Here is a 20831-nt window from a genome sequence, read left to right on the forward strand (position 1 = left end):
CAGTGATTCTCGGTAATGTTCGGTCCATGAGATCCGCGCGGTTGCTCCAACTCATGCTGCGTTTGCAGGGGAGTCGCGGCGTCGTCGCCGAGCAGTTGGCCGACGAGTTCGGTGTGTCAGTGCGGACGATCTACCGCGACGTGGCCTCGTTGTCGGCTGCCGGTGTGCCGATCTGGACCGAGAGCGGCCCCGGTGGTGGCATCCGTCTGCTCGACGGATGGCAGTCCAAGTTGTCCGGCATGACGGACGACGAGACGTCCGCACTCATGCTGTTGGGTGTGCCGTCCATCGCTGCAGATCTCGGACGATCAGACGCCGTCGGTTCGGCGGGGGCCAAACTGCTCCGCTCCCTGCCCGGTCCGCTGCGCGAGAGCGCACGGTTGTGGCAGGACCGCATTCTCGTGGACGTTCCGGGTTGGTTCGGCGGCGTCGACGACATCTCTGCGCTTCCGATCGTCACATCCGCTGTGCTGGACTCACGTCGACTGCGCTTCGCCTATCGCGATCGCGAGCGGACGGTCGAACCGCTGGGTCTGGTCATCAAAGCCGGAATTTGGTATCTCGTGGCAGGTTTGAACGGACGTACGCTCTCGTTCCGGGTCGGCCGCATCAAAAACGCCGTCGTAGAAGATGATTCGTTCGCCCGCCCGGCGGATTTCGACCTGCCGTCGTGGTGGGCAGCGTCGATGACCGAGTTCGACCGGTCGCTGCTTCGCTTCGACTGCCGGGTGCGGTTGTCGCCCGAGGGGAGGCGCAGGCTCCCCGATGTGGTGGGCGAGCTTGCCGCTGCAGTCGAAGTGGGGCCAGAGGACAACGACGGATGGGTCAGTGCCGAGCTGAAACTCGAGAGCGAAGCTGTCGCGCTCTCGCAGCTGATCGGGCTGGGAGCCGACGTCGAGGTGCTCGAACCCTCGTCTTTGCGTGAAGGGATACGCACCGTGGCGGAGCAGATGGTGCTCCGCCACGGGCACGACAGCTAAGCCGTCGCAGAACGCTTTGCGAGCATGCGGGTGATACCCAGTTGAGCGGCGACGATAACGGCGCCAACCACCAGGCCCAGTGCTGCCGAGGCAAGTGTGTTGACGATCCACGCCAGCACGCCACCGACTCCGGCGATGTCACTGACTGCTTCTTCGCCGTGATGAACGGCGTCGTAGAGCGGGTGGAAGCCCAGTTCGTCGATGCCGACCAACAGGATGTGGCCACCGACCCACAGCATCGCGGCGGTACCCACGACCGAGAGCACCGACATCACGTGAGGCATGCCGCGAACGAGGCCTCGGCCGACCTTGTGGGTGAAGCCAGACGACGTCTCGGCGATCTTCAATCCGATGTCGTCCATCTTCACGATCAGTCCGACGACGCCGTAGACGACCACGGTGATGACGACCGCCACGACGGCAAGGATCACCAATCGGCTCCAGAAGCCTTCGCCTGCGATGGTGTTGAGTGCGATCACCATGATCTCGGCGGACAGGATCAGGTCGGTGCGGACGGCGCCCGAAACCACTGCTTCTTCGTCGCGAGGATGCTCGTCAGCGGCCTCGTGGTGGTCACCGTGGCCGAAGATTGCACCCCAGATCTTGTGAACCGCTTCGTAGCTGAGGTAACAGCCGCCGACCATCAACAGTGGCGTCAGCAGCCAGGGGAGGAACTGACTCAGCAGCAGGGCGATCGGAAGGATGATCAGCAGCTTGTTGCGCAGCGATCCGATGGCGATGCGCTTGATGATGGGCAACTCGCGTTCGGCTGCGAGCCCACGGACGTACTGCGGCGTGACGGCTGCGTCGTCGATGACCACGCCGGCCGCTTTGGCGGTCGCCTTACCGGTTGCGGCGGCAACGTCGTCGATCGAGGCGGCAGCCATGCGAGCCAGGGCTGCGACGTCGTCGAGCAGGGCGAAGAGTCCGCCGGCCATCACAGACCTCCAGTGGAATCAGTGGAAAAAGGTGGCCGGACCGAACCGGTGACGCAGTTACTTGATCGCACGAGGTCTCTATCCATGATCGTCGTAGGTGAGGTCAGGTCACCTGGAACGATACCGGGGGCATCCGTCAGGGACGACCTCGCGAGGTCGGTTGCCCTTCGTCACGAAAGGTCTTCCCGACCCGGTGCTCGCGTGTAAGACTGCACAGAAGATCGATCGAAACGGGGCACTATGCGTGAACCAGACACTGCACAGGTCGCCAAGACTTTCGACGCAATGGCGGCGCACTACGACCGACAGATCGGGCGCTTCGAACGCTTTGTGCTCGGTGACGCCCGGAAATGGGCCGTGGACCAGGCGCATGGCCGCGTGGTCGAGATCGCCGTGGGTACCGGACTGAACCTGCCTCTCTACGGAGACGACGTCGATTACGTCATCGGCGTGGACATCTCGACTGCGATGCTCGATCAGGCCAGGCTCAAGGTCTCCGAAGGAGTGAAGACCGAAGTCGACCTACGACTCGGAGACGTGCAAGCACTCGATGTTCCCGACGAGTGCGTGGACACGTTGGTCTCGACCTACGCCTTTTGCACGATCCCCGATCCGGACCGAGTTGCGAACGAAGCATTTCGAGTCCTGGTACCCGGTGGTCGATTCGTCCTCGCCGAGCACGGACCGAGCAAGAACGTTGTTGCTCGTACGTTGATGAAGGTCGTCGAACCGCTTTTTGTTCGGTTCGGTGCCGATCATCTCACCCGTCAACCGGTTGAATACCTCGAAAACGCCGGTTTCCTGATCGACGAGGTGCAGCGCAGCGGCCGGGGCGGAATCGTGTTTCGGGTCGTTGCGCGCAAGCCGGATCCCGAATGGACGGCACTCGGTCACTGATGTCGGAATGCCGTCCATCGGGGATCGCTCAGCCCAGACGCTCCAGGATGGTCGCGTTTGCCAACCCACCTGCCTCGCACATGGTCTGGAGTCCGTAGCGCGCGCCGCGCTGCTCCATCGCGTTGACCAGGGTGGTCATGATCCGCGTTCCGCTGCCGCCCAGTGGGTGGCCGAGCGCGATGGCGCCGCCGTGGACGTTCACCTTGGACAGGTCGACGCCGGTGTCCGCTGCCCACGACAGGACGACGGGGGCAAAGGCCTCGTTGACCTCGAACAGATCGATGTCCGAGACCGTCAATCCCGCACGGGCCAGGACCTTCTGTGTAGCCGGGATGACCGCGGTGAGCATGTAGAGCGGATCGTCGCCGGCAACTGCGAAGCTGTGCAATCGTGCCTTCGGGGTGAGGCCGAGTTTCGCGGCGATCTCACTGGTCGTGATCATCACCGCCGAACTGCCGTCCGAAAGCGGGCTGCTGTTGCCCGCGGTGATGGACCAGTCGATCTGTGGGAATCGCTGTGCGTAGTAGTCGGATTCGAAGGCGGTCCGTAGGCCGGCCAGGGTCTCGACCGTGGTGCCGGGGCGGATGGCCTCGTCGACCGACAGCTGCGGGAGCGTGGCGAGTTCCTTGGTGAAGTACCCACTCTCGGTTGCCAGCGCGGCTTTCCGATGACTCGACGCCGAGAACTCGTCGAGTTGGGTGCGGCTCAGTCCCCACTTGGCGGCGATCAATTCGGCGCTGATGCCCTGCGGTACCAGACCGTCCGGATAGCGCTCTTCGAAACCCACGCCGAGTGATTCGCGCCCGATGCTGCTCGAGCCCATAGGGACTCGGCTCATCGACTCGACTCCGGCAGCGACAACGATGTCGTACGCACCGGCAATGACGCCCTGAGCGGCAAAATGAACTGCTTGTTGGCTACTTCCACACTGTCGGTCGACGGTGGTTCCCGGTACCGACTCAGGGTAGCCTGCGGCGAGAAGGGCAGTGCGAGTGACATTCTGGCTCTGTTCACCGACTTGGCTTACCGCTCCACCGATGACGTCGTCGATCAATGCTGCATCGATTCCAGTGCGTTCGACTACCGCCTTGAGGCTGTGGGCGAGGAGGTCGACGGCGTTGATGCCGTGCAGGGCGCCGTTCGCCTTTCCCTTGCCGATCGGAGTGCGAACGGCTTCGACGATAACTGCGTCTCTCATGACAAATTCCTTTCAGGGATGGCGGATTCAGCAGGGACAACCGGGGTGGGTGTGGTCGCAGGCGTCATTCCCAGTGATGCCAGGGCAGACACAAGCGCGACGGCAAAGATCACCCACCAGGCCTGGCGGAAGGTGTCGTAGTCGACAGCAGAGCCGAGAACCGCGATCAGAACGCTCACGCCGAGAACGGTTCCGATCTGTCGGCTCATGCTGACGATTGCGCTACCGGTGGCCGATCTGGCAGGTGCCAGATCCGCCGTGGCCTGCGACAGAATGGTCGGCAGGGCAAGACCGACACCGATCCCGGCGATGATCCAGCCTGGTAGGAGTCCGGTCGCGTAGTTGGGCGTCGTATCAACCGAGACGAGAACGAGTACGGTTCCGACTGCCCACAGAAGGCTGCCGAGTGCGGCGACGCGTCCCGCCGAGTACCTGCGCGTCAGCGATCCGCCGGCGATGGCGAACAGCGGAACGAGAAGCGGACCCGGTGAGACGGCGAAACCGGTTCGCAGAGCGGAGTATCCCCAGGCTTCCTGGAGCCACAGGATGTTCGAGAGAAGACCCGCGGCGAATGCTGCGCTGAACAGGATGGCGGTGACGTTGGACCAGGCAAACGAGCGGATCTTCAGAAGATCCGGAGCAATCAACGGAGTCCGGTGACGAGAGTTGCTCCACCAGAACGAGAGTAGTGTCACGGCAGCCACGGCGAAGGCGATCAGAACGCGATTGTCGGTCCATCCCCAGTCCGGACCCTGGACGAGTGCCAGGGCGAGAGAGCCGATTCCGACGGTGAGGAGGGCAGCGCCGACGAAGTCGATACCGGCATCGGGATCCTTGTGTGTTGTATCCGGTACGAGTCGGACTGCGAAGTAGAGCAACACGATGCCCACTGGAACATTGATCAGGAAGACCCAGCGCCACGAGGCCTCTACGAGGATGCCGCCCACGACAGGGCCGAATGCAGCTGCTGCAGCGCCGGCGGCTGCCCAGATGCGAACGCCGGATTGACGTTTCGCGGCGGGAAGCGCATTGATCAGAAGCCCGAGGCTGGCCGGGGTGAGCGCTGCGGCGCCGACTGCCTGGACGATACGGAAGACCACCAGTGCCCACAAGGACGGGCTGAAGGCACAGGCGGCGCTGGCGAGGGTGAACAGTGCGAGGCCGGCGATGAAGGCGCGCTTGTGCCCGATCCTGTCCGCCCAGCGTCCGAGGGGTATCAACAGTGCGGCGTAGACGATCGCGTAGCTGTTGAGGATCCAACTGAACTCGCCGAGCGAGTGACCCGGGTAGCTCTTGGCGATGTCGCCGAAGGCCACGTTGACCACAAAAAGATCGAGGCTGGCGACAAACGGCGCCCCCGACAGTATCGCGAGCAGGGGTCCGATCCGCACCGGCTGGCTATGAAGTTCCATAGTCAGCAATCTAGACTCTGGCTATGGTTATGGCAAGCCAGGGGGTATGGTGAAATGCATGGACGCTGTACGACTGACCGGAGTGCTCGAAGATCGCGACGCCTGGCGGGCCACGCACTGTTCGATCGGGCGGGCCATGGAAGTGGTCGGCACTCGATCCGCGATGCTCATTCTGCGAGAGGCCTATTACGGCACAACGCGTTTCGACGACTTCGCGTCGCGAGTCGGCATCACCGAGGCGGTTGCGTCGGCGAGGCTGAAAGAACTCACTGAGGCGGGACTGTTCGAGCGTGTGCCGTACAAGGAGCCTGGAAAGCGGACGCGGCACGAGTACGTGCTCACCGAGAAGGGCCGTGACCTGCTGCCGGCGGTTCTCGCGCTGATGCAGTGGGGCGACAAGTATCTGCACGGCGGAAAAGGTGGACCGTTGGAGGTGGCCGACGACGCTACTGGTGAGCGCGTTCGCGTCGAGGTGCGCAGTGAGTCGGGTCGTGAAGTGCCTTTGGGGGAGTTGCGAGTCTCTGTCAACGAATCGCGTCGGCGGTTGCGCGAATAGCGATGCATCTCAACAGCTCTCGAGTGTAGGTCTTCTTGAAGTTGTCCGGTTTGTCTCTGGTTATCGAAAGTATGTTCGATTAAACTTTGAGCATGGACAGTCGGGAAGCGTGGCAACTGGATGGCGAGGACCTCAAGGGTGAGGTTCTGGATCTGGTGCGCGCCCGACACGAGTTGCAGTCGCGGATGGTGTTGCTGATCGTGGAGATGTTTTCCCGGGAGGTTCTCGGCGGGAAGGGTTTTCGGGCGATCGCTCAGTGGTTGCATGGTTCGACGAATCTGGAGATCGGTGAGTGCAGTCTGCTGGTCGGGTTGGCGCGGTTGTTGATGCTCGAACCTGTTGTCGCGGATGCGTTTCATCGCGGGGATGTTGATGCGTTGAAAGCGCGGCAGGTGGCGTCGTTTTGTCAGCATCCACCCAAGAACATGACCCTGGCGGATGTGGACAAGGCTCGCGGGATTCTGTTGGGGTTGGCGTCGAAGAACATCGCCGATTGCGATGCGGTGCGGGCGGCGATCCGGCGGATCGAGAAGCAGTACGGCAAACGCGAGGACGGCGTCCCGGTCGGCGAGGATTCCGAACGTAACGAGTTCTACGCCTCGAAAGGCTTGTACGGGCGGGTCACTGTGAAGGGTGATCTGGATGCGATCAACGGGGCCCGGTTGATCACGTTGTTGTCGAGCCTGTCGGCTCCGACGCCGGAGAAGGACGGCGTGAAGGACACCCGTACGCCGGCATTACGGCGTGCGGACGGGTTCTGCGAACTACTGCGGCGGTACGAGCGGGCGGGGTTGGGTCCGATCGAAGGCGGAGTGAAACCACACACGACGGTCACCGCCAGCGCAAAAGACATGACAGACCTCAAGGCGTTGAAAGACCTCCTGCCGTCCACTGAGGAGTTGGGGTTTGCGTGGACGGATTGGGTGGGCCCCATCAGTATCGATACTGCCCGGATGTTGGCGTGCGACTGCACGGTCACCCGGATCCTCCTGGATGAGAGTGGTGTTCCGCTCGACTGCGGTAAGGAAGCGAGAACGGCGACGGTGCCGCAGCGGCGGGCGTTGGCGGTTCGGGATGGTGGGTGTGCGTTTCCGGGGTGCGGGACTCCGTCGGGGTGGTGCGATGCCCATCATATTGTTCACTGGAACGATGGTGGCCCAACGGATCTCGATAATCTGATTCTGTTGTGCGGTCATCATCATCGGACGCTGCATCACACGGAGTGGCGGGTGGAGATCGGTCCGGATCGGAAGACGGTGTTCTATCCGCCGATGTCGGTGGATCCGTATCAGCATCCGATCGGCGGGAACAGCCCACCCACAGCGGCGTGAATCGCGACAACTGAAGACGTGAGCACCGGGGCACCTCTACGCCCCGGTGCTCGAGCTCGCGTTTGGGAGTTTTGTGGCAAGGCGTCAGCTCAGTGACTTCTTGAACCCGATATGGGAGGCCACAAATCCGAGTCGCTCGTAGAAGTCGTGAGCTTCTTTGCGAGTTTGATCCGAAGTGAGCTGCGCCAGAAACGCGCCGCGCCGGGCACCTTCTTCGCAGGCCCATCGGATCATCGAACTGCCGATGCCTTTACTTCGGTAGTCCTCGTGGACGCGAACTGCTTCGATCTGCAGTCGCGTGGCACCCATCCGGCTCATACCCGGAATGAAGGTCAATTGCATTGTACCGATTACCGCGTCGCCGACCAGAACGGTGACGAGAAGTTGAGCCGGATCCTCGTCGATTCGCTTGAACGCGTCCTCGTAGATCGTTCGGGCTTCGGGGTTGGTCGTCTCCCGGGTGCTGCCGATCGGGTCGTCGGCGAGCAAGTCGATCAGTGCCTCCACGTGTCGAATCTCGGCCCGCGTGAGGGTGTACTCCACTCCGCCGGACTGAAATGACGTCGCAATCATCGATGCTCCCCTGAAGAAGAATGAATGTCTGAAATGTCAGACTCTCACGAGTCTCCTCCAGCGCACTCGATCACGTCCAAAAACGCATGAGGGCGTTACCGAGCATGGCGTAGTAGTCGGACACACCGCTCAATTCGAAGATCCAGTAGATCGCGTCGAAGAAGACGACATTGATCTGTGGGACGAACAGGAGCGCAACCAGCAGGAGCAGTCCGTACGGCTTGAACTGGTCGAGTTGGTGCCGTGTGTTGGGTGCGAGGTAGGGCTCCAGTGCGTTGTAACCGTCCAGACCCGGGACTGGGAGCAGGTTCAAAACTGTTGCCATGACCTGCAAGAAGGCCAGGAAACTGAGGCCGGCCCAGAACGTCAGATGCTCGGCCGATGAGCCGTACGTACGTATGACGACGAGGAGGATCACGGCGGCGACGGCATTCGTGAACGGACCGGCGAGCGATATTCGGGCCTGCACCTTGGGCGGGAACATCCCGGTGCGCAGGTACACGGCGCCGCCGGGAAGCCCGATGCCGCCCAATGCGATGAACAGCACCGGCAGACCGATCGAGAGCATCGGATGGCTGTACTTGAGCGGGTTGAGCGTCAGGTAGCCACGAGCCTCGACGTCGGTGTCTCCATGACGCCACGCCAGATAGGCATGCGCGAATTCGTGCAAGCAGAGCGTGACCACCCAGCCGGCAACCACGAGGACAAAAACACCCGCGCGGCCCGCGATGGAACCCCACGTCGAGTTCCAAGCGACGATTCCGGCGATGACAGTGATCGCAACGACGCCGAGGAAGACAGGGCTCGGCCGAACCGCCGACCGTGCTGCTCCGGTTCTCACCTGACCAACAACCAAGTCTTGTCGTGCCGGTAGAAGGTCGAACGCTTCAGATCGCGTGGGTTGGCCACCCCGTCGCGAACCAGTCGCGCTGCCGGCGAGCCCAGTTGAATGGCTCGGCCTTCCAGCCAGCGTCGCCCGCTCCAGCGGCTCTTGCGGTCGACTGATGCCTTGATCCCGGGGAGCTTGGGGCTCGGCACTATCCGGATGCCGGGGACTGTGCCGGAGAACAGCTTGTTGTCGTCGACGTAGGCCTCGCCGATCAGTTCGTCTGCATCCGCCGGACCCGTGACAGTTGCTGCACCTACCAGCGCGATTCCAGCGTCGTCGCGAATGAGCGGCACGGTGTGGACTGTGCCTTTCAAGGCCGTGCGCGCAGCTCGTGCACCGGTCGCGAGTTTGTACGCGTCGGTTGCGTCGGACCTGTTCTCGGTGACGTAGGCGAGTTCGACGTTGAGTCGCTCCAATCGCATCAACCGCGTCAATGCCGCGGCAAACGCGCCGTCGTTACCCACGACGATCAAGCGAGGCTCCGTCACGACCTGCAGTTGGGACAGTGCCTCGTCGAAGTCTTGCTTCTCCGGAAGTTCAGGGACAGTGAACGACGTGAGTTCACCCAGGGGGAGTGGAACCGGCGAATCGCCACATTTGAGCACCACAGGGGTCAAAGCCACTCCTAGCTCGATCAAGACTTCTTCTCGGGTAGTGGGACCTCGCCACCCTTCCCCGAAATGGCCGTCCGAATCACTGCCGACGATCTTAGTGCGAGTCTCTGTGTCGACTCGCAATCGTGATGGTCACCGGCCAAATTCTGGACCGTCAGGTCTGGTCTGGTGCTCTGGGCTAGACTGCTCCTTCGGTCACTGCAACAGTTCGGCGCTGCATCATGTGCGCGGAAGCCAGGCAGTACCAATGCGGCGGGACAACTGCTGCACGTCGACCGTAGGAGACAACGTCATGCCGGCAATCGTCCTGATCGGCGCCCAGTGGGGCGACGAAGGTAAGGGCAAAGCTACAGATCTACTGGGCGAGCAGCTTCAGTGGGTCGTGCGATACCAGGGCGGTAACAACGCCGGACACACCGTGGTTCTGCCGAACGGTGACAAGTTCGCACTGCACCTCATCCCGTCCGGAATCCTCACCCCCGCCGTCAACAACGTCATCGGTAACGGTGTCGTCGTCGACCCGGGTGTGTTGTTGACCGAATTGGCAGGCCTGGAAGAGCGCGGCGTGGACACGTCCCGCCTGCTGCTTTCTGCTGATGCGCACCTGATCATGCCGTACCACGTGGCCATCGACAAGGTCACCGAACGCTTCCTGGGAGCGAAGAAGATCGGCACGACCGGCCGCGGTATCGGCCCGTGCTACCAGGACAAGATCGCCCGTGTCGGTGTCCGTGCCGCGGACGTCCTTGACGAGAAGATCCTGACCCAGAAGGTCGAAGCAGCACTCGAGTTCAAGAACCAGGTGCTGGTCAAGATCTACAACCGCAAGGCACTCGACCCGCAGCAGGTCGTCGAAGAGGTACTGACGCAGGCCGAGGGTTTCAAGCACCGCATCTCGGACACGCGCCTGGAGCTCAACCTCGCCCTCGAGCGCGGCGAGACCGTTCTGCTCGAAGGTTCGCAGGGCACTCTGCTGGACGTCGACCACGGCACGTACCCGTACGTGACCTCGTCCAACCCCACTTCGGGTGGTGCGGCGGTCGGTTCGGGAATCGGTCCCACCAAGATCACCACCGTGCTCGGCATCCTGAAGGCGTACACGACGCGTGTCGGTTCCGGTCCGTTCCCGACGGAGCTGTTCGACGATCACGGCGCATACCTGGCGAAGCAGGGCGGCGAGGTCGGTGTCACCACCGGACGCGCTCGTCGTACGGGATGGTTCGACGCTGTCATCGCGCGCTACGCGACGCGCGTCAACGGCATCACCGACTACTTCCTCACCAAGCTGGACGTGCTGAGCAGCCTCGACACCGTGCCGATCTGTGTCGCGTACGAGGTGGATGGTGTCCGCCACGACGAAATGCCGATGTCACAGAGCGACATTCACCACGCCAAGCCCATCTACGAAGAGATGCCCGGCTGGTGGGAAGACATCTCGGAGGCTCGCACCTTCGAGGAACTGCCGCAGAATGCGCAGAACTACGTGCTTAGGCTCGAAGAGCTTTCGGGTGCGTTCATCTCCTGCATCGGTGTCGGCCCCGGCCGCGACGAGACGATCGTCCGGCGCGAGATCGTCCGCTAGTTCGTTCCCTCGAAATCCCCGCTCATGCAAGCATGAGCGGGGATTTCGAGTTTCAAGCCAGCTTCGACAAGTGCGCGGTGACGGTCATCCAGTCGGGAAACTTGGTGCTGCCGAACTTGATCCACTCGCCCTCGAATCGATCTGCTCCGTTTGCTCCGCGGTCGTCGACGAGGTAGTCGCCCCGATTGAGGTGTTTGTGGTGCGAGAGGATCAGACGTTTGTACGCGACGCTGCCTTCCTCCATTCCGAGGTGCTCTTGTACCCACAGAACCTTGTCGTGCCAGGCTGTGGCGTTCTTCCACGGCGCTGTCGAGAGGATGTAGGTGTCGAACTGCTGTGCCAGTTGGTGGTAGGCGTCGATAGCGCCGTCGAGAGGATCCATGCGAGAGAAGATGTGCGGCGCTTCGTCGAGGTCGTTCTTGTACTTCTCTCGGACGCCGTCGGTCAGGCGATCGATGCCCGACTGGAAGTTGACCAAGGTGTTGTCGAGATCGACGTAGAGAATCTTTTTGGAAGCCGGCATGGGAACCCTCTCTGGAGACTTTCTGAGTGCGAAAGAGTCCAGTTTTACGCAACTGGACTGAGATCAGTGAATTCTTCCCCCTGATCACAATCGCACGGGGGTCTGACAGCGTCGTTCTCGCGGTCTGAAGTCTTGTCGTGGAAGATGCCGCCGAGGGGTGCTGCCAGGCGAAACTGCTCCAAACGAATGTATGTACCTTCACCTTCGGCGGGCGCGAAGAAGTAGACGAGTGCCACGAAGAGTCCGATGCCGATCAGGGTTGCGAAGGTAGTCATGGACATATGATCAACTCGACTGGTATTGAATTACATAGCCAAGTTGTCGATACTGGACTGCATGATGACTCGAGTTCTCGGTGCCCGTTCGCTTGCTCGCGATCTGGGATCCTGGCAGGAAGAGTCCGGACGCAGGCCCGCGTACCGTGCGCTTGCCGACGGTATCCGCCTGCTTGTGCACGACGGTCGCGTTCCGCTGGGGGTCGCACTGCCGAGTGAGCGTGAACTTGCGGCGGTACTCGAACTCAGTCGAACCACGATCACGTCGTCGTACTCGGTGCTGCGAGACGAGGGGTACCTGATCAGCAGGCAGGGGTCGCGAAGCACCGTGGCATTGCCTGCCGGCGCGCGGCCGAACGGGTTGATGTTCCGCTCCCATCAACCCGGGCCGAGTGGACCCGTCGTCGACCTCAGTTACGCGGCGATGGCAGCTCCCGCCGCTCAGGTCGAACTGGCGTATGCGTCTGCGCTGCAGGAACTTCCGAACTTCCTTCCCACACACGGGATGGAACCGGTCGGGATCGCCGACTTGCGTGACGTGATCGCGCAGCGCTACACGGCGCGGGGTCTTCCCACCACCGCCGAACAGATCATGGTGACCTCGGGTGCGCAGCACGCGCTTCGATTGTTGCTGTCGGTGCTCACCTCACCCGGCGAGCGAGTGCTGGTCGATCATCCGACGTATCCCAATGCGCTGGAAGCTATTCGGCGAAACGGCGCTCGGCCCGTGCCGGTTCCGGTCCGACCGGAGTTCGCGGCAGCCGGAGCCTGGGATCTCGACGGGATTCGAAGTGCAGCAAGGCAAACCGCTGCCAGAATGGCATACCTGATCCCCGACTTTCACAACCCGACCGGCCTCTGCATGGACTCTTCCGGCCGCGCCGAGCTTGCGAAGATTGCGCACGAAACGCGAATGACTCTGGTCGTCGACGAGACGATGGTGGATCTGTGGCTCGACGCACCACCGCCGGCGCCGGTCGCCTCACATGGGCGAGGCGCAGCGAAAACCGAAGTGGTGACGCTCGGTTCGACCGCGAAGTCGCTGTGGGGCGGGCTACGTGTCGGTTGGATTCGCGCCGATGCCGCGCTCATCACCCAGTTGGTGGGGGCGCGTGCCGCGGTCGACCTCGGTACTCCCGTCATGGATCAGTTGGCAGCCGCCTACTTGCTCGCCGACGACCGCTCGTTGCTCGAACAGCGTCGCGAAGTTCTGCGAGAACAGCGTGCGGTACTCCTCGGTGCGGTGGCCGAGCATCTGCCGGACTGGCGTCCCACCATCGGTTCCGGCGGAATGTCGGTCTGGATGCGAATGTCCGCGCCCGTCTCGACGGCGTTGGCGGCGGTGGCACCCAACTTCGGCGTACTCCTTGCCGCCGGCCCCCGTTTCGGCGTCGAAGGTGCGTTCGAACGATTCATCCGCGTGCCGTACGCACGTTCTCCCGAGGACCTCATTCGCGGCGTTGCGTCCATCGCCGCTGCGTACGACACTCTTGCGACGGATCGCGACACGGCAGACCAACGAATGGTCGTCGTCTGAGAACTGGGTACACACCGTGAAAGTGGTGTGAAACCAGGAGGTAGGGCATGACGGCGGTAGACGGTACAGGCGCAGCGGGAACCAGTGCGGCGGAAGCGCTCGCAGAACGATTGTTCGCGGCCACGCTCGGGGCATCGGAGCTGCAGGCCGTGTATCTGGGCGACCGGTTGGGCTGGTACCGCGCGCTGAGCGATCACGGCCCGCTCACGTCGACGGAGCTGGCGGACCGGACAGGGACCGTCGAAAGATATGCGCGGGAGTGGCTCGAGCAGCAGGCCGTCGCCGGTTATGTGGACGTCAATTCGGATGCCGATCGCCGGTACAGCCTGCCGCAGGCCCACGCCGATGTTCTGGTCGACGACGAGAACCTTCTTTTCCTGGCGCCGCTGGCGAGGCTGTTCGTCGCGACGACGTCGTCGATGCCACGTCTACTCGACGCTTATCGTCACGGTGGGGGAGTCACGTGGGAATCGATGGGCCCCGATGCTCGCGAGGGTCAGGCGCTACTGAATCGGCCGATGTATCTCCATCAGCTCTGTCAGCAGTTTCTGCCGGTGGTCACCGACCTGCACGCCACACTTTCGGACGGCGGGCAGGTCGCTGATCTCGGGATGGGGGAGGGCTGGTCGTCGATCGCGCTCGCCCTCGGATACAGGAAGATCGAAGTGCACGGCTTCGACGTCGACGCGGCGTCGGTGAATGCTGCCCGTCGTAACGCTCATGATCGGGGGGTGGACGACCGCGTGCATTTCTCGTTGGTCGACGTCGCCGGACAGGCTCCTGAGGCCGGGCGAGCCGATGCCGGGACCTACGATGCCGTCTTCGCTTTCGAGTGCCTTCACGACGTTCCGGATCCGGTGGGTTTTCTTTCCACGGCTCGGGCGATTGCCCAGCCGGGCGCTCCGGTGATCGTGATGGACGAACGAACGGCGGATGAGTTCGATCCCGAGGCGGGCCCGATCGAGCAATTGCTGTACGGATTTTCGCTGACCTGCTGCTTACCGGACAGTCTTTCGCATCCGGGGAGCATTGCCACCGGGACGGTGATGAGGCACTCGACACTCGAAAGCTATGCCAAGGCGGCAGGTTTCGAGCGGGTGGACGTGCTGCCGATCGAGCACGAGATGTTCAGGTTCTACAGGTTGGGCTGACGCCCCGTGCGCCTTTTTGGTTGCAGTAACTACCAAAAAGGCGCACAGGGGCCGAAGGCCCTAGGTCCAGACCGTATCGATATCCGTCGCCTCACGCGCCGGCGCAGCAGGCGTCGTGGTGGGCGTGCGCGAGAAGCGCGGTGCGGGAGCATGCTGGGTGACGCCGTCCAGTTCGATGAGCGAACCGCGAGCCGCGATGTGTTCGTTGGACGGAGCCTCGGCGAAAGTCAGGACAGGGGAGACGCAGGCGTCGGTGCCGAGGAAGATCTTGGCCCACTCGTCGCGAGTCTTGGACAGGAACTTTTCGGTGAAGAGCTTCTTCATGTCGTCCCACTTGGACGTGTCCATCTGGTGAGGGAGCGTCGCGGGATCGAGTTCGAGGCCCTCGAGCAGCAATGCGTAGAACTGCGGTTCGATGGATCCGACGGCCATGTACTTGCCGTCGGAGGTCTCGTAGGTGTCGTAGAACGGAGCGCCGGTGTCGAGGAGATTGACGCCGCGCTCGTCGGACCAGACGCCGCGACCGCGGAATGCCCACATCATGTGGGAGAGCGCGAGGGTTCCGTCGACCATTGCCGCGTCGACGACCTGGCCCTTACCGGACGTCGAGCGCTCGACGAGAGCCGACAGAATGCCGAAGATCAGGAACATGGAACCGCCGCCGAAATCGCCGACCATGTTGAGCGGCGGGACGGGACGTTCACCCTTGCGTCCGATGGCGTTGAGGACACCGGTCAGTGAGATGTAATTGATGTCGTGACCGGCGGCGTTGGCGAGCGGTCCTTCCTGTCCCCAGCCCGTCATACGGGCGTAGACGAGGCGCGGATTGCGCTCCGAGACCACGTCGGGTCCGAGTCCCATGCGTTCCATGACGCCGGGGCGGAAACCCTCGATGAGGACGTCGGCGCGGCCCAGGAGATCGAGCACTTTCGCGACGTCGGCCGGGTCCTTCAGGTTGGCCTCGACGATGCGGCGGCCGCGCTTGATCTGGTCGGTTGCGTTCGAGTCCTGCGGAATCTGCCCTGCGCGCTGCACGATGACGATGTCGGCGCCCATGTCCGCCAACAGCGTCGCGGCGTGCGGGCCCGGTCCCAATCCAGCGAATTCCACGATCCGAATGCCCGCGAGCGGGCCCTTCTTCTCCACAGCTTCTGCAGACACACGCACTCCCAATTCAGACGGTGACAACACTTCTGACCCGACGGTAACGTGTCGAATCGATCAGGTGCGCTCCGGGGCACTGTGTCCACCGAGGGAGGCGCCGATCACTAGACGGCGGCACCCTCGAACTGAGCGTTGTAGAGACGGAAGTACGCGCCCGCCGCTGCGATGAGTTCGTCGTGTGTGCCCTGCTCGACGATCTTGCCCGCCTCCATCACGACGATTAGATCGGCGTTACGGATGGTGGAGAGCCGGTGCGCGATGATGAAGCTGGTCCGCCCGACGCGCAACGCGGACATTGCTTGCTGCACAAGCTGTTCCGTACGTGTGTCGACCGAGCTCGTCGCCTCGTCGAGAATCAGCAGCGACGGCTCCGACAGGAATGCACGAGCGATCGTGATGAGCTGCTTCTCGCCGGAGCTGATGTTCGACGCCTCCTCGTCCAGCACGGTGTCGTACCCGTCCGGGAGGGTGTGGATGAAGCGGTCGACGAAGGCAGCGCGTGCGGCTTCGTGAATCTCGTATTCGCTGGCGTCGAGTCGGCCGTATGCGATGTTGTCGCGGATCGTGCCGCCGAAGAGCCAGGTGTCCTGCAGAACCATGCCGACGTGCTTGCGCAAGTCGGAGCGGCGCATCTGCGAGATGTCGACGTCGTCGAGAGTGATTCGGCCGGAGTCGACTTCGTAGAAGCGCATGAGCAGGTTGACCAAGGTGGTCTTGCCGGCACCGGTGGGCCCGACGATGGCGACCATCTGCCCGGGCCGGGCCGTGAGGTACACGTTCTCGATCAACGGCTTGTCCGGCTCGTACCGGAACGAGACGTTCTCGAACTCGATGTGACCGACGTTGCGATGACGTCCGGCGGGCTCGGGGAGAAGCGGCACGTCGATGTCGGGCGACTGCTCGGGTTCGTCGAGAAGCTCGAAGACCCGCTCCGCCGACGCGGCTCCGGACTGCAGGCTGGTCGACATGGACGCGATCTGCGTCAGTGGCTGGCTGAACTGGCGCGAATAGACGATGAAGGCCTGAACGTCACCGAGTGACATGTTGCCGCTGGCGACCTTGAGAGCGCCGACCACAGCGAGCAGCACGTAGGTGATGTTTCCGACGAAGTTCATGACCGGCATGATCAGGCTGGAGAGGAACTGTGCGCCGAAGGACGCGTCGAGGAGCTTCTTGTTCTGCTCGGCGAATTCACGCTCGGCTTCGGCCTGATGCCCGTACACGCGTACCAGGTCGCGACCGCTGTAGTTCTCCTCGATCTGCGCGTTGATCTTGCCCGTCTCGGTCCACTGAGCCTTGTACAACACCTGTGCTCGCTTGGCGACCCTGGCAACGAGGAGCACCGATACCGGCACCGCGATCAGTGCGATCAGGGCGAGCATCGGAGAGATGACGAACATCATCGTCAGGACGCCGAGGACGGTGAGCACCGACGTCAGGAGCGAGGTCAACGTCGACGACAGCGTCGACGAGATGTTGTCGATGTCGTTGGTGACGCGGCTGAGGATCTCGCCGCGCGGTGTCTTGTCGAAATACGGAAGGGGGAGACGGTGAAGCTTCGCCTCCACCGAGGCACGCAGGTTGTAGATGGTCTTCTGGACGATGATGTTGAGGAGGAATGCTTCCAACCAGGCAAGCAGCGACGAGAGCAAGTACACGCCGATCGCGAGCATGACGACCTTGCCGATGGCGTCGAAGTTCAGACCCACACCGGGAACGACGTCGGTCGAGTTGGCGACAAGATCGGCGAACGTCGAATTCCCTGATGCCCGGATGGCGTCTGCGGCCTGCTCGCGGGTCAGTCCGGCGGGCAGGCTCTTGCCGATGAACCCGGCGAAGATGAGGTCTGTCGCGTGACCGAGGATTTTCGGCACTGCGACCGACAGCGCGATGCTGGCGATCGTCGCAACGACGACACAGAAGACCGCAAACTTGTGCGGCTGCAGAAGCGAGAGAAGCCGCTTCATCGTCGCCTTGAAGTGGCGAGGTTTGGTGTCCGTCGCGGTCAGCGCGGGCTTCGGCTCTTTGTCGGGGGTCTCGGGGTTACTCGACTTCGCATCCCCGTCCGCGGATTCAGGTTCGCTCGGGATCTTGGCGAACACCACCGTCGGGGCATCGTCGAAGTACTGGCTGTTGGGGCCGCCCCATGTCGGGTCCTGCGGGCTGGTCATGCGCTCATCTCCGCGGGAATCTGTGAAGCCACGATCTCTTGGTACGTCGGACAGTTGGCCAGAAGGAACTGATGGTCGCCGAGGCCGACCGGCGCACCGTCTTCGAGGACCATGATCTGGTCGGCATCGATGATGGATGCGACGCGCTGAGCCACGATGATGACCGTCGAATGAGTCGAAACCGTCCGGAGTTCGCGTCGGACCGCGGCGTCCGTATGCATGTCGAGAGCGGAGAACGAATCGTCGAAGACGAAGATCCGGGGTCTGCGGACCACCGCTCTGGCGATGGCGAGACGTTGTTTTTGTCCGCCCGAGAGATTGCCGCCGCCCTGGGCGATCGGTGACTCGAGACCGTCGGACAGCTCCCGGACGAAGTCGTCTGCCTGGGCGATGGTGAGGGCTGCCCAGATGTCGTCGTCGGTGGCGGTCGGGTTTCCGTAGCGGATATTGCTCGCGATCGTGCCGGCGAACAGATAGGCCTTCTGGGGCACGTATCCGAAGTTGGCGAAGAGTTCGTCCTGATCCCAGCCACGGACGTCCAAGCCGTCGACCAGGACGGCGCCGGCTGTGACGTCGAAGAGTCGGGGGATGAGTGATACGAGGGTCGATTTGCCACTACCGGTACTGCCCACGATCGCGGTGACCGTGCCTGGCATGCATCGCATCGAAACATTCGACAGAACCGGCGTTTCTGCTCCCGGATACGTGAATCCGGCTCCACCGAACTCGACCACGCCGTATGGGCTGGTCGGGCGAAGGGGCTGGGCCGGCGCGGGCACGGTCGCCTCGGTGTCGAGTACTTCGGTGATGCGGTCGGCGCACACGGCGGCGCGGGGGATCACGACGGCCAACATGGTCGCCATGACCACCGACATCAGGATCTGCATGACGTAGGCGAGGAAGGCGCTGATCTGTCCGATCTGCATGTCCCCGGTGTCGACCAGATGCGCGCCGAACCACAGGACCGCCACGCTCGACAGGTTGGCGATCAACATGACGGTGGGCAGCAGAACCGCCTGGTACCGGCCGATGAGGAGCGAAGTGTCGGTCAGTTCCTTATTGGCCTTGTCGAAGCGGATCGTTTCGTCGGGTTCGCGAACGAAGGCGCGAATGACACGCATACCGGTGAGCTGTTCGCGCAGTGATCGATTGATGTTGTCGATCCGCGTCTGCATCGTCCGGAAATGCGGGATCAGCTTGGCCACCACGACCGAGACGGTGATGCCGAGCAGTGGTACCGAAATCGTCAGGAGCCAGGACATCTGCAGGTTCTCGCGCAGAGCCATGATGATGCCGCCGATGCACATAAGTGGGGCGCTGACGAGCATCGAGGACGTCAGCATGACCAGGGCCTGGATCTGCAGGACGTCGTTGGTGTTGCGTGTGATCAGCGTCGGCGCACCGAAACTGTTGAATTCGCGATCCGAGAAACTGCCGACTGCCTTGTAAAAGGCGCCTCGAACGTCGTGGCCGAAGCCCATCGACGATTTTGCAGCCAGATAGGTCGATGCGACCGACGCGATGATCGACGCAAGCGAGACCAGGAGCATGATCCCGCCGGTGGACATGATGAATCCGGTGTCGCCTCGGGCGACGCCGTCGTCGATGATCCGCGCGTTGAGTGTGGGGAGGACCAACGACGCGATGGCCCCGAAGAGTTGCAGTGCGAGGACCCCGGCAAGCAACCAGCGGTACGGCGGCAGGTACGTCTTGAGGAGTTTTGCTAGCACGACGGTTCCCGGTGAGTTGCCTCGGTTGCCGCTCGTTCGCGATTGATCACACGCACACGGTATGACAGATCGCGGTCGAGGTTGGCACCGACTCTGACGATTGCATCCTTTTGTCCTAATTGACTGTGATCTCGAACACACTCGAATTCGAGATTGGATTCAGGTCACAGCACCTGAACTGCAGGTTTACATATTCATCCAATGTGTCACGTTTTCGCTTGGACAGAAACAAACTGGACGTACGTATTTAGCTTGGCTACAAAGACGTGGAGCGAACAAAACGTGCGCCGCGTCATAGATATTCATGCAAGGAGTCACATATGGGATCCCTCGGAAACCTCCTCAAGGCCAACGGTATGGGCTGGGGCATTCTCCAGCTTCTGCCCCTGGTCAACATGCTCAAAACCCTTCAGGGGCTGGACACCGCGAGCTCGAACTCCTGACGTCGACCTCGAGAAATCTTCCGAAACAACACAGGAGTAGTCGCATGACCTCGATTCAGAATCTCGACGCCTTCCTCAAGAGCGTTCTTGCATACGTGACCAAGTTGAACGCGGGATCGGCAGACGGCTCGGGTTCGGCCGGTTCGGCCGCCGAGTAGTTCTCGGTCCTCACTTCATCTCAACTGCATTCCGACAAAAGGAGGCCCGACATGGGTTCATTCGAAGACTTCAGCGGCGTCGTCAAGACGTTCATTCCGGTGCTCAAGGACCTGTTCACGGCACTCGGTGGTGGCTCTCTCACCCCTGGGACGGGATCGGCGGCCGATAAGTAAGTCCAGTTTGTCCGAAAGTGTGGCTCGCAGTTGTCTGCGGGTCACACTTTTCGGCTCTTCACTGTGAGCTAAATCACATTATGGGACATTCTAGAGGGTGAATTTGCGCTTTGAACTGCAATTATCCGTAAAGGTGTGACCGAAAGTCCGCATTGATAGCTATTAGGTAGCTAGACAAGTGTGGAAAGCCGGTCTATAAATGCAGGCAGCGCCAAGTAAGTGCGCTACATCACAGCTCGGGATGTTGTTCGGGGGGCGGTTCAGCCATCCGTGCGGCAGAAGTTCCCGAACCATCTCGGCCACCGCCTGCGGCCGGAATGGCGCTGGAACATCACATCACCTCACATACAGGAGAACCTCCTATGTTCGGATCACTCAGCACCCTCGGACCCCTGCTCACCGCGCTCGGAGCTTTCCTCAAGTCCGTTCCCACCGAATCGCTGTCCGGAGAGGGCGAGGGCTCGTCCACCGGTTCACTCTCGGGTCTGTCCAGCGGATCTGCCGAGTAGTCATCCCTTCCGGCAGATCAATTCGG

The 20831-nt window shown here is 62.1% G+C and carries 21 protein-coding genes; 10 read left to right on the top strand and 11 right to left on the bottom strand.

Annotated features, from left to right (window positions below; all coding sequences use genetic code 11):
- The first annotated feature begins 26 nt into the window (after window positions 1–26).
- Window positions 27–980, top strand: a complete 954-nt coding sequence (locus P3G66_RS23150; RefSeq protein ID WP_276117148.1) for a YafY family protein — start codon at window positions 27–29, stop codon at window positions 978–980.
- On the opposite strand, the gene P3G66_RS23155 is transcribed toward P3G66_RS23150, so the two are convergent.
- Window positions 977–1918: a DUF808 domain-containing protein gene (locus tag P3G66_RS23155; protein ID WP_007726787.1), complete on the bottom strand. Its 942-nt coding sequence runs from the start codon at window positions 1916–1918 to the stop codon at window positions 977–979. The two genes, P3G66_RS23150 and P3G66_RS23155, sit on opposite strands and share 4 nt — an antisense overlap.
- A gap of 240 nt (window positions 1919–2158) precedes the next feature.
- Between P3G66_RS23155 and P3G66_RS23160 the strand changes: the two genes are divergently transcribed.
- Window positions 2159–2815, top strand: a complete 657-nt coding sequence (locus tag P3G66_RS23160; protein ID WP_042924200.1) for a methyltransferase domain-containing protein — start codon at window positions 2159–2161, stop codon at window positions 2813–2815.
- Window positions 2816–2843: 28 nt separating this feature from the next.
- On the opposite strand, the gene P3G66_RS23165 is transcribed toward P3G66_RS23160, so the two are convergent.
- Entirely contained in the window at window positions 2844–4013 is a 1170-nt protein-coding gene (locus P3G66_RS23165) for a thiolase family protein (RefSeq protein ID WP_042452159.1), read from the bottom strand.
- Window positions 4010–5425 carry an MFS transporter gene (locus tag P3G66_RS23170; protein ID WP_276117149.1) on the bottom strand — a complete coding sequence of 472 codons (1416 nt, stop codon included), beginning with the start codon at window positions 5423–5425 and terminating at the stop codon, window positions 4010–4012. The genes P3G66_RS23165 and P3G66_RS23170 overlap by 4 nt, the downstream gene beginning before the upstream one ends.
- 58 nt (window positions 5426–5483) lie before the next feature.
- Between P3G66_RS23170 and P3G66_RS23175 the strand changes: the two genes are divergently transcribed.
- Together P3G66_RS23175 and P3G66_RS23180 are read left to right on the top strand one after the other, a co-directional pair.
- Window positions 5484–5981 carry a helix-turn-helix domain-containing protein gene (locus tag P3G66_RS23175; RefSeq protein ID WP_003944415.1) on the top strand — a complete coding sequence of 166 codons (498 nt, stop codon included), beginning with the start codon at window positions 5484–5486 and terminating at the stop codon, window positions 5979–5981.
- 92 nt (window positions 5982–6073) lie between these two features.
- Complete coding sequence (locus P3G66_RS23180; RefSeq protein WP_269617038.1) at window positions 6074–7312, top strand: HNH endonuclease signature motif containing protein; 1239 nt, start codon at window positions 6074–6076, stop codon at window positions 7310–7312.
- An 84-nt stretch (window positions 7313–7396) separates the two neighbouring features.
- Here P3G66_RS23180 and P3G66_RS23185 read toward each other — a convergent pair whose 3' ends face one another.
- The 3 genes from P3G66_RS23185 to P3G66_RS23195 all read right to left on the bottom strand — a co-directional run bounded on the left by P3G66_RS23185 (window position 7397) and on the right by P3G66_RS23195 (window position 9397).
- On the bottom strand, window positions 7397–7885 hold the full coding sequence (locus tag P3G66_RS23185) for a GNAT family N-acetyltransferase (protein ID WP_020968817.1): 489 nt from the start codon (window positions 7883–7885) through the stop codon (window positions 7397–7399).
- 70 nt (window positions 7886–7955) lie between these two features.
- Window positions 7956–8726 carry a site-2 protease family protein gene (locus P3G66_RS23190; RefSeq protein WP_003944319.1) on the bottom strand — a complete coding sequence of 257 codons (771 nt, stop codon included), beginning with the start codon at window positions 8724–8726 and terminating at the stop codon, window positions 7956–7958.
- A complete protein-coding gene (locus tag P3G66_RS23195; protein WP_080961056.1) occupies window positions 8723–9397 on the bottom strand; it encodes a hypothetical protein in 675 nt (224 codons plus the stop codon). Before P3G66_RS23195 ends, P3G66_RS23190 begins: the two co-directional genes overlap by 4 nt.
- A gap of 283 nt (window positions 9398–9680) precedes the next feature.
- Between P3G66_RS23195 and P3G66_RS23200 the strand changes: the two genes are divergently transcribed.
- Entirely contained in the window at window positions 9681–10970 is a 1290-nt protein-coding gene (locus P3G66_RS23200; RefSeq protein WP_003944351.1) for an adenylosuccinate synthase, read from the top strand.
- A 52-nt stretch (window positions 10971–11022) separates the two neighbouring features.
- Here P3G66_RS23200 and P3G66_RS23205 read toward each other — a convergent pair whose 3' ends face one another.
- Together P3G66_RS23205 and P3G66_RS23210 are read right to left on the bottom strand one after the other, a co-directional pair.
- Entirely contained in the window at window positions 11023–11493 is a 471-nt protein-coding gene (locus P3G66_RS23205; RefSeq protein ID WP_065454891.1) for a hypothetical protein, read from the bottom strand.
- Window positions 11494–11537: 44 nt separating this feature from the next.
- Window positions 11538–11768, bottom strand: coding sequence for a hypothetical protein (locus P3G66_RS23210; RefSeq protein WP_003944349.1), 231 nt, complete (start codon window positions 11766–11768; stop codon window positions 11538–11540).
- Between the two features lie 61 nt (window positions 11769–11829).
- Between P3G66_RS23210 and P3G66_RS23215 the strand changes: the two genes are divergently transcribed.
- Both P3G66_RS23215 and P3G66_RS23220 read left to right on the top strand, forming a co-directional pair.
- Entirely contained in the window at window positions 11830–13305 is a 1476-nt protein-coding gene (locus tag P3G66_RS23215) for a PLP-dependent aminotransferase family protein (protein ID WP_019749471.1), read from the top strand.
- A gap of 47 nt (window positions 13306–13352) precedes the next feature.
- Entirely contained in the window at window positions 13353–14456 is a 1104-nt protein-coding gene (locus tag P3G66_RS23220; protein ID WP_276117150.1) for a class I SAM-dependent methyltransferase, read from the top strand.
- 60 nt (window positions 14457–14516) lie between these two features.
- Here the strand turns inward: P3G66_RS23220 and P3G66_RS23225 are convergent, their stop codons facing one another.
- The 3 genes from P3G66_RS23225 to P3G66_RS23235 form a co-directional block, all read right to left on the bottom strand.
- Window positions 14517–15617: a CaiB/BaiF CoA-transferase family protein gene (locus tag P3G66_RS23225; RefSeq protein WP_042924245.1), complete on the bottom strand. Its 1101-nt coding sequence runs from the start codon at window positions 15615–15617 to the stop codon at window positions 14517–14519.
- 107 nt (window positions 15618–15724) lie between these two features.
- Entirely contained in the window at window positions 15725–17791 is a 2067-nt protein-coding gene (locus P3G66_RS23230; protein ID WP_003944426.1) for an ABC transporter ATP-binding protein, read from the bottom strand.
- Window positions 17788–19521 carry an ABC transporter ATP-binding protein gene (locus P3G66_RS23235; protein ID WP_007726810.1) on the bottom strand — a complete coding sequence of 578 codons (1734 nt, stop codon included), beginning with the start codon at window positions 19519–19521 and terminating at the stop codon, window positions 17788–17790. The genes P3G66_RS23230 and P3G66_RS23235 overlap by 4 nt, the downstream gene beginning before the upstream one ends.
- Window positions 19522–19841: 320 nt before the next feature.
- Here P3G66_RS23235 and P3G66_RS23240 point away from each other — a divergent pair, with 320 nt between their 5' ends.
- From P3G66_RS23240 to P3G66_RS23250, 3 genes are all read left to right on the top strand, one after another.
- Window positions 19842–19964 (top strand): hypothetical protein, encoded by a 123-nt coding sequence (locus P3G66_RS23240; protein WP_003944443.1) that lies wholly within the window; start codon window positions 19842–19844, stop codon window positions 19962–19964.
- Window positions 19965–20173: 209 nt separating this feature from the next.
- Window positions 20174–20296 (top strand): hypothetical protein, encoded by a 123-nt coding sequence (locus P3G66_RS23245; protein ID WP_019749478.1) that lies wholly within the window; start codon window positions 20174–20176, stop codon window positions 20294–20296.
- 362 nt (window positions 20297–20658) lie between these two features.
- On the top strand, window positions 20659–20805 hold the full coding sequence (locus P3G66_RS23250) for a hypothetical protein (RefSeq protein WP_003944356.1): 147 nt from the start codon (window positions 20659–20661) through the stop codon (window positions 20803–20805).
- Window positions 20806–20831 lie beyond the last annotated feature (26 nt).

The organism is Rhodococcus sp. C3V, assembly GCF_029269915.1.
GTDB classification, from domain to species: Bacteria; Actinomycetota; Actinomycetes; order Mycobacteriales; family Mycobacteriaceae; genus Rhodococcus_F; species Rhodococcus_F qingshengii.

Excerpts from the sequence above, each read along its gene's own strand:
- P3G66_RS23150 (WP_276117148.1), top strand. The coding sequence starts at position 27 with ATGAGATCCGCGCGGTTGCTCCAACTCATGCTGCGTTTGCAGGGGAGT.
- P3G66_RS23155 (WP_007726787.1), bottom strand. The coding sequence starts at position 1,918 with ATGGCCGGCGGACTCTTCGCCCTGCTCGACGACGTCGCAGCCCTGGCT.
- P3G66_RS23160 (WP_042924200.1), top strand. The coding sequence starts at position 2,159 with ATGCGTGAACCAGACACTGCACAGGTCGCCAAGACTTTCGACGCAATG.
- P3G66_RS23165 (WP_042452159.1), bottom strand. The coding sequence starts at position 4,013 with ATGAGAGACGCAGTTATCGTCGAAGCCGTTCGCACTCCGATCGGCAAG.
- P3G66_RS23170 (WP_276117149.1), bottom strand. The coding sequence starts at position 5,425 with ATGGAACTTCATAGCCAGCCGGTGCGGATCGGACCCCTGCTCGCGATA.
- P3G66_RS23175 (WP_003944415.1), top strand. The coding sequence starts at position 5,484 with ATGGACGCTGTACGACTGACCGGAGTGCTCGAAGATCGCGACGCCTGG.
- P3G66_RS23180 (WP_269617038.1), top strand. The coding sequence starts at position 6,074 with ATGGACAGTCGGGAAGCGTGGCAACTGGATGGCGAGGACCTCAAGGGT.
- P3G66_RS23185 (WP_020968817.1), bottom strand. The coding sequence starts at position 7,885 with ATGATTGCGACGTCATTTCAGTCCGGCGGAGTGGAGTACACCCTCACG.
- P3G66_RS23200 (WP_003944351.1), top strand. The coding sequence starts at position 9,681 with ATGCCGGCAATCGTCCTGATCGGCGCCCAGTGGGGCGACGAAGGTAAG.
- P3G66_RS23205 (WP_065454891.1), bottom strand. The coding sequence starts at position 11,493 with ATGCCGGCTTCCAAAAAGATTCTCTACGTCGATCTCGACAACACCTTG.
- P3G66_RS23210 (WP_003944349.1), bottom strand. The coding sequence starts at position 11,768 with ATGACTACCTTCGCAACCCTGATCGGCATCGGACTCTTCGTGGCACTC.
- P3G66_RS23215 (WP_019749471.1), top strand. The coding sequence starts at position 11,830 with ATGATGACTCGAGTTCTCGGTGCCCGTTCGCTTGCTCGCGATCTGGGA.
- P3G66_RS23220 (WP_276117150.1), top strand. The coding sequence starts at position 13,353 with ATGACGGCGGTAGACGGTACAGGCGCAGCGGGAACCAGTGCGGCGGAA.
- P3G66_RS23230 (WP_003944426.1), bottom strand. The coding sequence starts at position 17,791 with ATGACCAGCCCGCAGGACCCGACATGGGGCGGCCCCAACAGCCAGTAC.
- P3G66_RS23240 (WP_003944443.1), top strand. The coding sequence starts at position 19,842 with ATGGGATCCCTCGGAAACCTCCTCAAGGCCAACGGTATGGGCTGGGGC.
- P3G66_RS23245 (WP_019749478.1), top strand. The coding sequence starts at position 20,174 with ATGGGTTCATTCGAAGACTTCAGCGGCGTCGTCAAGACGTTCATTCCG.
- P3G66_RS23250 (WP_003944356.1), top strand. The coding sequence starts at position 20,659 with ATGTTCGGATCACTCAGCACCCTCGGACCCCTGCTCACCGCGCTCGGA.